The organism is Paracoccus sp. UBA5162, assembly GCF_002413585.1.
Taxonomy (GTDB): domain Bacteria; phylum Pseudomonadota; class Alphaproteobacteria; order Rhodobacterales; family Rhodobacteraceae; genus Paracoccus.
In genome coordinates, this window is record NZ_DHXG01000040.1 from 12482 (window position 1) to 25243 (window position 12762).

General features: G+C 64.8%; 13 protein-coding genes. 5 read left to right on the plus strand and 8 right to left on the minus strand.

What is annotated here, in order from left to right:
- The 5 genes from B4A72_RS05585 to B4A72_RS05605 all read right to left on the minus strand — a co-directional run.
- Positions 1 to 491: ABC transporter ATP-binding protein (locus B4A72_RS05585; protein WP_292978209.1), on the minus strand; the 491-nt coding region annotated here is incomplete at its 3' end.
- 355 nt (positions 492 to 846) lie between these two features.
- A complete protein-coding gene (gene hydA, locus B4A72_RS05590) occupies positions 847 to 2298 on the minus strand; it encodes a dihydropyrimidinase (protein ID WP_292958198.1) in 1452 nt (483 codons plus the stop codon).
- 69 nt (positions 2299 to 2367) lie between these two features.
- Positions 2368 to 3630, minus strand: coding sequence for a Zn-dependent hydrolase (locus B4A72_RS05595; RefSeq protein ID WP_292958200.1), 1263 nt, complete (start codon positions 3628 to 3630; stop codon positions 2368 to 2370).
- 59 nt (positions 3631 to 3689) lie between these two features.
- Positions 3690 to 3971, minus strand: a complete 282-nt coding sequence (locus B4A72_RS05600; protein ID WP_292958202.1) for a cupin domain-containing protein — start codon at positions 3969 to 3971, stop codon at positions 3690 to 3692.
- Positions 3968 to 5293, minus strand: coding sequence for an aspartate aminotransferase family protein (locus tag B4A72_RS05605; protein WP_292958204.1), 1326 nt, complete (start codon positions 5291 to 5293; stop codon positions 3968 to 3970). Before B4A72_RS05605 ends, B4A72_RS05600 begins: the two co-directional genes overlap by 4 nt.
- A gap of 140 nt (positions 5294 to 5433) precedes the next feature.
- Between B4A72_RS05605 and B4A72_RS05610 the strand changes: the two genes are divergently transcribed.
- Positions 5434 to 6051: a TetR family transcriptional regulator C-terminal domain-containing protein gene (locus tag B4A72_RS05610; RefSeq protein WP_292958206.1), complete on the plus strand. Its 618-nt coding sequence runs from the start codon at positions 5434 to 5436 to the stop codon at positions 6049 to 6051.
- A gap of 11 nt (positions 6052 to 6062) precedes the next feature.
- Here the strand turns inward: B4A72_RS05610 and B4A72_RS05615 are convergent, their stop codons facing one another.
- Together B4A72_RS05615 and B4A72_RS05620 are read right to left on the minus strand one after the other, a co-directional pair.
- Positions 6063 to 6656, minus strand: a complete 594-nt coding sequence (locus B4A72_RS05615; RefSeq protein WP_292958208.1) for a TetR/AcrR family transcriptional regulator — start codon at positions 6654 to 6656, stop codon at positions 6063 to 6065.
- Between the two features lie 203 nt (positions 6657 to 6859).
- The gene (locus B4A72_RS05620; RefSeq protein WP_292958210.1) at positions 6860 to 7420 is read right to left on the minus strand and encodes a YcbK family protein; all 561 of its coding nucleotides are present in this window, start codon (positions 7418 to 7420) and stop codon (positions 6860 to 6862) included.
- A 589-nt stretch (positions 7421 to 8009) separates the two neighbouring features.
- Here B4A72_RS05620 and lpxD point away from each other — a divergent pair.
- From lpxD to B4A72_RS05635, 3 genes are all read left to right on the plus strand, one after another.
- Positions 8010 to 9110 (plus strand): UDP-3-O-(3-hydroxymyristoyl)glucosamine N-acyltransferase, encoded by a 1101-nt coding sequence (gene lpxD / locus B4A72_RS05625; RefSeq protein ID WP_292958212.1) that lies wholly within the window; start codon positions 8010 to 8012, stop codon positions 9108 to 9110.
- A gap of 12 nt (positions 9111 to 9122) precedes the next feature.
- Positions 9123 to 9389 (plus strand): acyl carrier protein, encoded by a 267-nt coding sequence (locus B4A72_RS05630; protein ID WP_292958214.1) that lies wholly within the window; start codon positions 9123 to 9125, stop codon positions 9387 to 9389.
- Between the two features lie 89 nt (positions 9390 to 9478).
- Entirely contained in the window at positions 9479 to 10687 is a 1209-nt protein-coding gene (locus tag B4A72_RS05635) for a beta-ketoacyl-[acyl-carrier-protein] synthase family protein (RefSeq protein WP_292958224.1), read from the plus strand.
- Positions 10688 to 10756: 69 nt separating this feature from the next.
- On the opposite strand, the gene B4A72_RS05640 is transcribed toward B4A72_RS05635, so the two are convergent.
- A complete protein-coding gene (locus B4A72_RS05640; protein ID WP_292958216.1) occupies positions 10757 to 11506 on the minus strand; it encodes an invasion associated locus B family protein in 750 nt (249 codons plus the stop codon).
- Between the two features lie 576 nt (positions 11507 to 12082).
- Here B4A72_RS05640 and B4A72_RS05645 point away from each other — a divergent pair.
- On the plus strand, positions 12083 to 12762 hold a 680-nt coding region (locus B4A72_RS05645), incomplete at its 3' end, for a helicase HerA-like domain-containing protein (protein ID WP_292958218.1).

Sequence of the window (12762 nt, forward strand, 5' to 3'; positions counted from 1 at the left end):
GGTTCGTCCATCAACAGGATATCGGCATCGAAGGCCAGCGCGCGGGCGATGCTGGCCCGCTGCTGCATCCCGCCGGACAATTGCCACGGATATTTCGCCCCGAACCCGGCCAGATCGACCAGTTCCAGGACGCGGGCCGTCCGCTGCCGCCGGTCGGCGCGTGGAAACCCCATGATCTCAAGCGGAAGGGAGATGTTCCCCGAAATCGTTCGCCACGGATAAAGCCCCGGCGCCTGGAACACATAGCCATAGGCCCGGGCCTTGCGCGCGGCATCCGGTTCCATGCCGTTGACCGACAACCGTCCCTCGGTCGGTGTCTCCAGCGCGGCGATGGCGCGCAGAAGCGTGGTCTTCCCGCAGCCCGAGGGGCCGATGAAGCTGACGAAATCGCCCTGGCCGATGGTCAGGTCGACATCCTTCAGCGCGTGGACCGGGCCGTCGGCCGTCTGGAAGGTCAGGCCGATCTCCTGCGCCCGAATGACCTCGTTCATGCCGACCTCTTCAGTCCACCAACCGCGCGGATGTCCTGCCCGCTGACAGCGGCGCTGGCCTCCGGACCCCGAAAGGCGATCGCCGCGGCGAACCGGCCCTCACGAGGTTTCCGAGAGCGAGGGCCATGACCGGAATGGTTGACCATCGCGCCGATCCGTCGCCCTCGGTCCATCGCGCCGTTGACAGGTCGGGCCCTATGTTCGTTTGCCTGGTTCGAGCCGCCGCCCCCGATCTTGCCCGGCAGCGCCTTGTCCTCGCCCGGGTTCCCGACGGCCAAGCCGTTGGCAGTCCCAGGTCTTGCAGCGGTCGCATCCGGCACGGACCGGCCGGTGGCAGGCAGGGCACCCTTCACAATCACACCCCGCTGGCGGGGATCCCCGTCCGTTCCACTGGCCGTGGCGCAGTCAACTCTTTCCACTGCGACAGCGCCCGATTGACCGTTCCGCGCGGCTCGCGGGCGACGAATTCACCATGGCCCTCGCGACTGTCCAGCTTGCCCTCGGTCACCGCCACCACGCCGCGCGTGATCGTGTAGCGCGGCAGGCCCTTCACCTTCTGTCCTTCGAACACATTATAGTCGATCGCCGATTGCTGGCTGCCGGCGCTGATGGTCTTTTCGGCTTCGGGATCCCAGACCACCAGATCGGCATCGCTGCCGACCAGCACTGCGCCTTTCTTCGGATACATGCCCAGGATCTTGGCGCTGTTGGTCGAGGTCGCCGCGACAAATTCGTTCGGCGTCAGGCGCCCGGTACCGACGCCGTGGGTCCACAGCATCGGCATCCGATCCTCAAGACCGCCGGTGCCGTTCGGGATCTTGGTGAAGTCGCCGACGCCATGGCGCTTCTGCTCGGTCGTGAAGGCGCAATGATCGGTCGCCACCACCGACAGGCTGCCCGATTGCAGCCCCGCCCACAGGCTGTCCTGATGGCGCTTGTCGCGGAAGGGGGGCGACATGACACGGCGCGCCGCGTGATCCCAATCCTTGTCGAAATACTCGCTTTCATCCAGCGTCAGATGCTGGATCAGCGGCTCGCCCCAGACCCGTTTGCCCTGCTGACGCGCGCGGCGGATCGCCTCGTGACTATCCTCGCAGGACACATGCACGACATAGAGCGGCACACCCGCCATGTCGGCGACCATGATCGCGCGGTTGGTGGCCTCGCCCTCGACCTGCGGCGGACGCGAATAGGCATGCGCTTCGGGGCCGGTATTGCCCTCGGCCAACAGCCGCGCCGACAGTTCCGCCACCACATCGCCGTTCTCGGCATGGACCATCGCGATCCCGCCCAGATCGCCGACGCGGCGAAAACTGGCGAACAACTCGTCGTCATTCACCATCAGCGCGCCCTTGTAGGCCATGAAATGCTTGAAGCTGGTGATGCCGCGATCAACGATTTCGGCCATCTCGTCAAAGACCTGCTGACCCCACCAGGTGACGGCCATGTGATAACTGTAATCGCAATGCGCGCGCCCGGACTTGTTGTCCCACATCTGCAGTGCGTCCAGCAGTCCCTGACCGGGCGAGGGCAGGGCGAAATCCACGACCATCGTGGTCCCGCCGGCCAGCGCGGCCCGGGTGCCGGATTCGAAATCGTCGGCGGAATAGGTGCCCATGAACGGCATTTCCAGATGCGTGTGCGGGTCGATCCCGCCCGGCATGACATAGCAGCCGGTCGCGTCCAGTTGCGTGTCGCCGGTCAGACCCTGACCGATCGCCGCGATCCTGCCACCCTCGATCAGCACATCCGCCTCATAGGTCAGATCGGCCGTCACGATGGTTCCGTTTCTGATAACCGTGCTCATCACCAGCCTCTTCTTCGTTGTCCAAATACCCCGGGGGTCCGGGGGCGGCGCCCCCGGCCTCCGTCCGCCTCAGCGGACAACCTCTGCCGCATCCAGCACCGCGTGCAGCAGCACGTCGGCGCCGGCCTTGGCCCATTCGGGGCTGATCTCTTCGGCCTCGTTATGCGACAGCCCGTCCACACAGGGGCACATGATCATCACCGTGGGCGCCACGCGATTGATCCAGCAGGCGTCGTGGCCCGCGCCGCTGACGATATCCATATGCGAATAGCCCAGCCGCCGGGCCGCGTCGCGCAGCGATTGCGCCAGCCCTGCGTCGAATGTCACCGGATCGAAATGGCCGACCGGCTCGATCTCGATTCCAAGACCAAGATCCTTTGCGATTTCAGTCGCTTCCGCCTCCAACTTCGTCCGCATCGAGGTCAGCTTGTCCAGATCGGGGCTGCGGAAGTCGATGGTAAAGACCGCGCGGCCGGGGATCACGTTGCGGCTGTTGGGATAGACATTGGCCTGGCCCACCGCACCGACGGCGTCTGGCTGATGTTCCATCGCGATCCGGTGAACGGCCTCCGTGATGCGTGCCATGCCAAGCCCCGCGTTCATCCGCATCTCCATCGGGGTGGACCCGGTATGCGCGTCCTTGCCCAGCAGCGTGACCTGCAGCCACCACAGACCCTGGCCGTGGGTGACGATGCCGACCTGCTTGCCCTCGGCCTCCAGAATCGGACCCTGTTCGATATGGTATTCGAACATCGCATGGATCGGACGCCGGCCCGGCTCCTCGTCGCCGCGCCAGCCGATCCGGTCCAGTTCCGCGCCGAATGTCCTGCCTTCGGCATCCTCGCGGCTGTTGGCATAATCCTCGTCATGGATCCCGGCAAAAACTCCCGAGGCCAGCATCGCCGGTGCGAAGCGAGTCCCTTCCTCGTTGGTCCAGTTCGCCACCACGATGGGCCGGCGCGTCCGGATCCCCATGTCCCGGATCGAGCGGATCACCTCCAGCCCCGAAAGCACGCCCAGAACGCCGTCATATTTGCCGCCGGTCGGCTGGGTATCCAGGTGGCTGCCGATATAGACCGGGTCCAGATCGGGCTCCTCGCCCTCATGGCGCATGAACATGTTGCCCATCCGGTCCAGGGCCATGTTCATCCCCGCCTCCTCGCACCACATGCGGAACAGGGCGCGGCCTTCGGCATCGGCGTCGGTCAGCGTCTGGCGATTGTTGCCGCCGGCGACGCCGGGGCCGATCTTGGCCATCTCCATCAGGCTGTCCCACAGCCTGTCGCCGTCGATCTTCATGTTGTCGGCCACGGCCGTTCCGGTCAGGGTCATGTCTCGTCCTTCCTGTCTGGCCGCCGCGTCTTGCCGCGCGGTCGGCTGAGTGGCGTCTGTTACTTAAGTTCGACCTCGATAAAGCTCATCGGGGCGGCGCCGCCATTGGCGACGTTGTGTTCGGTTCCTCTGGGCCGGGAATAGGCGCTGCCCGCCGGGATCGTGCTGTCCGTCGTCTGCCCGCCGGGCAGGTCAAGGCGCAACCGGCAATCGGTCAGCGTGACAATGACGTATTCCATGTCGTGAACATGCCAGCCGGTTTCGTCGCCCGGCGCAAAGTCATAGCGCGTGACCCGAACCCTGTCGTCATCCATCAGGACCGAGGAGGCGGGCGTGCTCATGCGGTGGCCTTCAGGACATCGGCGAGGGTGTCGATCAATTCATCGATCTGGTCCTTGCTGATGATCAGCGGCGGCGACATCGCGATGATATCGCCGGTCACGCGGATCAGGATCCCGGCCTCGAAGGCTTTCACGAAAGCGTCGAAGCCGCGCTTGCCGGGCTGGCCCTCGATCGGGGCCAGTTCGACGGCGCCGATCAGGCCCATGTTGCGGATGTCGATCACATGAGGCAGGCCGCGAAGGGCGTGCAGCGCCTCTTGCCAATGCGCCTCCAGCTCGGCGGCGCGGGTCAGCAGCCCTTCCTCGGCATAGGTGTCCAGGGTGGCGATCGCCGCCGCACAGGAAACCGGATTGCCGGAATAGGTATAGCCGTGGAACAGCTCGATCACATGGTCGGGGCCCTGCATGAAGGCGTCGTGGATCGCGGCCGTGGTCAGCACCGCGCCCATCGGGACGACGCCGTTGGTCAGGCCCTTGGCGCAGGTGATCATGTCGGGCAGAACGTCGAAATGCTGCGCGGCGAAGGGGCTGCCGAGCCGGCCGAAACCGGTGATGACCTCGTCGAAGATCAGCAGGATTCCGTGTCGGCGGGTGATCTCGCGCAGCCGCTGCAGATAGCCCTTGGGCGGCAGCAGCACGCCGGTGGAACCGGCCATCGGCTCGACGATCACCGCGGCGACGGTCTCGGCGCCATGCAGGGCGATGATGCGTTCCAGTTCATCCGCAAGATCGGCGCCGTGTTCAGGCTGGCCTTTCGTGAAGGCGTTCCGGGGCAGATGCGTATGGGACAGGTGGTCCACGCCGGTCAGCAGATTGCCAAAGAAGCGGCGGTTGTTGACGATGCCACCGACCGAGATGCCGCCGAAGCCGACGCCGTGATAGCCGCGCTCGCGTCCGATCAGGCGCGTGCGCGCGCCGTCGCCGCGTGCACGGTGCCAGGCCAGCGCGATTTTCAGGGCGGTATCGACGGCTTCGCTGCCGGAATTGCAGTAGAACACATGTTCGATGCCGTCAGGCGCGATATCGACCAGGCGGTTGGCCAGCTCGAACGCCAGCGGATGACCCATCTGGAAGGCGGGGGCATAATCCAGTTGGCCGATTTGCGCCTGCACCGCCTCGGTGATGCGGGGCCGGCAATGTCCCGCGTTGCAGCACCACAGACCCGCGGTTCCATCCAGGATCGCGCGGCCATCGGCGGCGGTGTAGTGCATGTCGCTGGCCGCCACCAGCATGCGCGGCTGCGCCTTGAACTGACGGTTGGCGGTGAACGGCATCCAGAAGGCACGCAGGTCGTTCGGGGCGGGCTTGCGGTCGAGCGGCATCGGGGAACCTCTGCAAATTATTGACCAAAAGGTCAGGATCAGGCTAGCACGGGGCCAGAGCCAGTCAAGCACGCAGAGATGCCGCATGACAAATCGGGCCCCGATGCCCAAGTTTGGATCATGCCAGATCGGATTTGCCAATGACAGATCAGCCTGAACCGCAGCGGACCCGGATCCAGCAGAAGAACCGCGATCTTATCCTGGAGGGCGCGCTGACGGTCTTTTCGGAAAGCGGTTTCCGCGGCGCGACCATCGACCAGATCGCCGAGGCGGCGGGCCTGTCGAAGCCGAACGTCCTGTATTACTTTGCCTCGAAGGACGAGATCCACCGCACCCTGCTGACCACGCTTCTGGATCTGTGGCTGGCGCCGATGCTGAACCTGGATCCCGACGGCGATCCGCTGGACGAGGTTCTGGGCTATGTTCACACCAAGCTGCGGATGTCGCGCGATTATCCTCGCGAAAGCCGGCTTTTCGCCTATGAGATTTTGCAAGGTGCGCCGCATCTGGGCGATATTCTTGGCGGCAGGCTGCGCGATCTGGTCAATGACACCGTGGCGATTCTGGCTGGCTGGATCGCGGCCGGGCGACTGAGCCGGGTCGATCCGCACCACCTGATCTTCTCGATCTGGGCGCTGACGCAGCATTATGCGGATTTCGAGGTTCAGGTCCGCGCGGTCCTTGGCCCTGCCCAGGATCCCTATGTCGGAGCCGACGCCTATCTGGACAATCTCTATCGTCGGATGCTGGCAGTCTAGGACGGGCCGGATCAGGTGGGGCCGGGCGCCGGCCCGGTCAGCATCGCGGTTGCGGTAGAGATCAGCGCCAGATTATGGCGGGCCGCCGCGATGAAATCATCGACCTCGCCGGTGATCCAGTCCTTGGTGGCGACATTGGTTGCGGCAACGATGGCCGCGGCCAGAATTTCGACCAGACGGGGATCGGCATCCGGCATCCGCCGCTGAAGCAATTGCCGCATCTGCGCACGCCGCGCCAGGATCGCGCTGTTGCGCAGGGCCTCCAGCTTGGGATCCGTTTCGGCCAGCGCGAAGATGTGGCCCAGCATCTCGCGTTCGTCCAGAAAGCGGCCGAGATGGGTGGTGATCAGCACGCGCAGATCCTCGATCAGCGGGCCGGTGCCGTTGACGAATTCCTCGCTGGCCTCGGCCGGGTAATCGGGCGGCGGCCCCATGATCGCCGCCTCCTTGTAGGGATAGTAGTTAAAGAAGGTCCGGGTGCTGACGCCGGCAAGCCGGGCGATCGCATCCGTGGTGACATTCGCCAGACCGTCCCTGACCGCCAGTTCGACGGCAGCGGCCTGGATCTTCTTGGCCGCACGATACCGGCGTGTTCTGTAAGGCATGGACGATCCCGTTCGTTTCCAAAGCGTTGTTGAAGCGTCCTGGAATGCGTCTTGCGGGTCAAGCCTCGCGTGCGCAGGCCGGACAATTGCGCCGGCAAGACGCAACTCCGCGCGAGGAAGCCGCGCGGCGCCGAAGACGAAGGCGCCACCCGCGTTTTCCGCGAGCGGCGCCTTCGTCTGCCATCATTGGCAACGATCCCGGATCACGCGCCCCATTGGCGGATCGGGCCGCAATCCATGTGAACGAAGTTCGAGCGGCTGTATTTGCCGACCCCCCCCGCCCTGCATGCAACCGCCGCCTTGAACATCTGCGCGACCGAACGCGACTTGAGCCGCATGTCCGCAGCCTTGCCGGACATGTGCAGAGAGTTCTTGGCGACACCGGAAGACGTCCGGCGCAGCATCGCGTTGGTCTGCGGCGAACGATAGCCCGACAGCATCATGTAGGGTTCGTTCGTCTGCAGCAGCCTGTGGGTCGCTGCGGCGACATCCATCGCGCGCGGGTCGATGCCGATCGCGGTCCCGGTTCGCCAATCGCGCATGAAGATATTGATTTCATTCAGTGCTTCGCGAATATACTTGCCGTTGACCCAGTAAACGGTGTCGATGCTTTCGCCAGTCCGTCCATTGTACATGCGCACGCGACGCATGTCGCCCGCGCCACGGAGAAAGCCGAAGGCATTCGCCATCACGGGTGCCGCCGTGACTGTCGTGGCCGCGAATACGCCCATGAGTCCCCGGCGGGAGATGAGGTCCATTGTCATGTCAGATCGCCTGTCCTGCTTCGTTCTTGCGGCCGCGTTCTTCCGCGACATTCTCGAGATTTAGTCTCGATTGCCTAACAATATGTCAAAATGCTGTGCGTCGGGAAACCGCTTTGGTCGCGAAAGCGGGCGTTTTTTCCACCATAGGCAGAAATTCGCTCATCTTGCGGCGGTGTTGCGAATTGTCATCGCAAGCGTTGCGGCAAGGCAACAGGACCGATGTGATGGCGGTAGAATTTCCCTCTGGCTCGATTGAACGGACCGGACGCGGCGGATTGTCCAGTCATATTAGCCGAAAAGTGCGTTGCTGTGGGCGCGGGCTGCAGCAGCAACCGTGGCAAAGCGTCGCGAAAGCTCGGTTCAACCGCAAGTTGTCCGGGCGCTCAGGGCGCATGACAAGGCCGCGTCTGTGGCCAAAGCGCCACGAACGGAACCTGCAGGCGAGAGGTTGCTTGGCCCGACATCATCAAATCTGCCGCGACGTGGCTCGCATATCCGTGACGCCGTGGCGCCTGGGCCCCTGGAAAGGGCCGTCTGGATTAACGCGCCGTGAAGGATTAAGTCGCTGTCCAGCGAAAGGAGACGACGCATGGCCTTGACCGTCGGAGAGCTTGCCCGGGCGCTGGACGCGCAGGGTTGGGGCGATCTGTCGCTGCCGGTGACCGGCGCCGCCGAGCCCGCGAACACTGTCCCCGTCGGTCCCGAGGGCGGTCTGATCGCGATGGCGATGGCGCCGAAATATGCCGACGGCCTGAAGCCCGGCAGCATGGCGATCCTGGCCCAGGGCATGGATCCCGAGGAGTACGGGCTGCGGGCCGCGATCTTCGCGCCCCGCCCTCGCCTGCTGCTTGCCGGGCTGACCCGCACCTTCGATCCCGGTCCGGACATCGCGCCCGGCATCCACCCCACCGCGGTGATCGACCCGACGGCGCGGATCGGCGCCGGTGCGGCGATCGGCGCCTTCGTGGTGATCGGCGCGGATGTGGTGATCGGGCAGGGCGCGCGGATCGCCTCGCATGTCTCGGTCGGACGCGGGGCGCGGCTGGGGCGCGAGGCGTTGCTGCGCGAAGGGGCGCGGATCGGTCATGGTGTCAGCGCCGGCGACAGGCTGATCATGCAGCCGGGCGCGGTGATCGGCGGCGACGGCTTTTCCTTCGTCACCCCGGAGGAATCGGGGATCGAGGAGATCCGACGCTCTCTGGGCACGCGCGAGGGGTTCGTCCCGCAGCACTGGACGCGCATCCATTCGCTGGGCGGGGTCGAGATCGGCGACGATGTCGAGATCGGCGCGAATGCCACCATCGACCGTGGCACGATCCGGGCCACGCGGATCGGGCGCGGCACCAAGATCGACAATCTGGTCCAGATCGGCCACAATGTCGTTGTCGGTGCGGACTGCCTTCTTTGCGGGCTGGTCGGCATTGCCGGGTCGAGCCGCGTGGGCGACCGGGTGATCCTGGCCGGGCAGGTCGGCGTCAGCGACAATATCGAGATCGGCGACGACGTGATCGCAGGCGGGGCCACGAAGATCTTCAGTCGTGTGCCGGCGGGCCGGGTCATCCTGGGCAATCCGGCCGTGAAGATGGAAACCCAGATGGAAATCCAGAAGGCCGTCCGGCGGCTGCCGCGTTTTGCACAACAACTGGCAAAGCTTCAGGAAACTGTTACACGATTGTTGGACAAGGGCTGAGCAGGAGGCCATATGACCGACCAGATCGAATCGCGCATTCGCGAGATCGTCGCAGAACAGGCGATGCTGGATCCCGAACAGGTGACCAGCGAGGCCACGCCCGAGGAACTGGGGATCGACAGTCTGGGACTGGTCGAATCCATCTTCGCGCTGGAAGAGGAATTCGACATCTCGATCCCGTTCAATGCCAATGAGCCCGAGAAATCGGATTTCGACATCTCGAACATGGGCACGATCATCGCGGCGGTCCGGCGGCTGGTGGCCCAGAAAGCCGCATGAATCCGAAGAAGACGGGAAAGGGGGCGGCCGCGCCGGCCATGCCCGATCGGCTTGCCGCCCCTGCTGCAACGCGCCGGCCCGACGACGGATTGCGCCGCGTCGTCATCACCGGGGCGGGCACCATCAACGCGCTTGGCCACGATGTCGCCTCGACGATGCAGGCCTTCCGCGAAGGGCGTTGCGGCATCACGCAGCTTGATTTCCGCGATGTGGACCGGCTGTCGATCCAGATCGGCGGGCAGGTCCATGACTGGCGGGCCGAGGATTATTTCAACCGCCAGCAGATCGTGCTTTATGACAAGTTCACCCAGTTCACGCTGCTGGCCGCGAAACAGGCCGTCGCCCAGTCCGGGCTGGATTTCGAAGGTGCCCTGGGCCTGCGTTCGGGGGTCGTGCTGGGCACGGCGGGCGGCGGGCTGAACACCTGGGACGAGAATTACCGCCATGTCTATGAGGAGGGGAAGAACCGCGTTCATCCCTTCGTCGTGCCGAAGCTGATGAACAATGCGGCGGCCAGCCATGTCAGCATGGAATTCGGCTTGCGCGGCCCCGCCTTTACCGTGGCCACTGCCTGCGCCAGCTCGAATCACGCGATGGGGCTGGCCTTCCAGATGGTGCGGTCGGGCGCGGCAAAGGTGATGCTGACCGGCGGGTCCGAGGCGATGCTGTGCTTTGGCGGCGTCAAGGCCTGGGAGGGGCTGCGCGTCATGTCCCGCGACGCCTGCCGCCCCTTCAGCGCCAATCGCAACGGCATGGTCCAGGGCGAGGGCGCTGGCGTCTTCGTCTTCGAGGATTACGACAGCGCCCGCGCGCGCGACGCCGAGATTCTGGCCGAGGTGGTGGGATTTGCCATGTCCTCGGACGCGCAGGATATCGTCATGCCCTCGGCCCAGGGCGCCGAGCGCGCGATCACCGGTGCCTTGCAGGATGCGCGCCTGAATCCCGATCAGGTCGGCTATATCAATGCCCATGGCACCGGCACTGCGGCCAATGACAAGACCGAATGCGCCGCCGTCGCCCATGCCTTCGGTCATCACGCCGACCGGTTGATGATCTCGTCCACGAAATCGATGCATGGCCACGTGATCGGCGGCACCGGCGCGGTGGAAATGCTGGCCTGCATCATGGCCCTGCGCGATGGCGTGATCGCGCCGACGATCGGCTATCAGGAACCGGATCCGGAATGTGCGCTGGACGTGGTGCCGAACGAGGCGCGCGAGGCGCGGGTCGAAGCGGTCCTGTCCAACGCCTTCGCTTTCGGCGGGCTGAACGCAGTCGTCGCCCTGCGCCGGGTCTGAACACGGTCGGGCCCATATCGCAACGCCGCGCCCGGCGGGCACGGCGATCTGGCATTCGCAGGTATGCGATCAGTTGCCCGAAGGCGCGCTTTCCGTTTCGGCCGGGGCGGCACCGTTCGAGGTTGCGGGCGTTGATGCATAATCGGTCAGTTCATCGAACGCCGCCGTGAAACCGGTCAGCGAGAGGGTCAGCTGAACCGGCTTTTTCGGATCGGCGCCAAAGGGCAGCAGGCTGACGACGGCCTTGTTTCCGCGCTTCAATGCGGTCAGTTCGGCATCGGTGAAACCCATGCGCGACACGCAGCCGACAGAGGCGCAGAAGCTGAACGGATACCCGCGCGACTTGCCATCATCGACCGCAAAGCCAAGCCCCTCGATCAGGTCGGTTTCCAGCGGTGCCACCAGCGTCGCGCCAGCCGCGACATCGCCGTTTTTCAGCGGGATCACCGTGATTTCCGCCACGGAATTGTCATTCTGATCCTTCATCAGCTGATACAATTCGCACGGATCCTTGCCCTGCTGGGCCTTGACGCAACGAATGGTCCAGTCCTGTTTCGTCGATTTGACATAGTAGCTTCCGGCCTTCGGCGCGCCATCATCAGCGGGCGCGGCCGGGGTGGCGTTGTCCTGGCTCGCTGTTGCGGCGTCTGCGGCGGGCGCGGTCTCGCCTGTCGCGGGCGCCTGCGGCGCGGCGGTTGTTTCCGGGGCCGACGTCGCGGGCTGGGTCGCCTCGGCCGGGGCGGCGGCATCCTGGGCGAAGGCCGGTGCGGCGATCACGCTCAGAGCCAGGATCAGCGCCTGCGAAGATTTGTTGAGCATTCTCGTGTCTTCCCTTTGCTCGATGCTTTGACGCCGCCTAGCACGTCCGACGCGCTTTGTCAGGCCGCAACCGATCCGTCAGCGTCACAGGGCTTCACCTTGGCGTGCGCGTCGCGCCAGTGGCGGCTGACGCAGGGTAAGGTGTTCCCGACTTGTGTCTTGCGCGCCGGGACCGCAGCCTGACGCAACGGGACAATCACGGCTGGCACCCGGGCGCGCGACATGCGAAAGGGCCGCAGTTTTCTGCGGCCCCTGAACGCATTTGCGTTTGCTCCCTGCCGGACTGGCCGGTCATCATTGGCCGCACGCTAGTCGCGCGGCCGTGATCCGTCAACAGTCCAGAAGGACAGTTTCGATCACAATTCCACCGGGCTCTTCGGGCTGGGCTGATGCACGCCTCATCCGGACGAAAAAAGCCGCGCCCGAAGGCGCGGCAGTCCAACAGGGAGGAAGGTCCGACGTCCACGATCGTGACCCCGGACGATTCGCATACTGACACATTTTCCTTAAGATTGTATTGTCGCAACGCACGCAGCCTGAACTGGCGGCGGAAAAACGCAAAAACGGGGGCGGGGCATGACCGGGGTGCTGGACGCAGAGGCAAATACGATCTTCGTCGGCGGCGGCGGCCCATCCTATGCCAACCCGCAATCCCTGCTGATGAAATACGCCAACCGTCACGGCATGATCGCCGGTGCGACCGGGACCGGCAAGACCGTGACCCTGCAGACCCTTGCCGAAAGCCTGTCTTTGGCCGGTGTGCCGGTCTTTCTGTCGGACGTGAAGGGCGACCTGGCCGGATTGTCGCAGTCCGGCAGCGCCGAGGCCCGACTGCACGAGGCGTTCAGCAAACGCGCCGGTCAGATCGGGCTGGACCTCGATTATCAGCCGTTCCCGACCGTTTTCTGGGATGTCTGGGGCGAGAAGGGACATCCCGTCCGTACCACCCCGGCCGAAATGGGGCCTCTGCTGCTGTCGCGTCTGCTGGATCTGACCGAGGCACAGGAAGGGGTGATGAACATCGCCTTCCGCGTCGCCGACGAACAGGGGCTTGCGCTGCTGGACCTGAAGGATCTGCAATCCATGCTGGTCTGGGTCGGCCAGAACGCGACGGAACTGTCGCTGCAATACGGCAATGTCGGCACGGCCAGCATCGGGGCGATCCAGCGCGCGCTTCTGGTGCTTGAAAACCAGGGCGCGGGCAGGCTGTTTGGCGAGCCCGCGATGGAATTGTCCGATCTGATCCGGCAGGACGA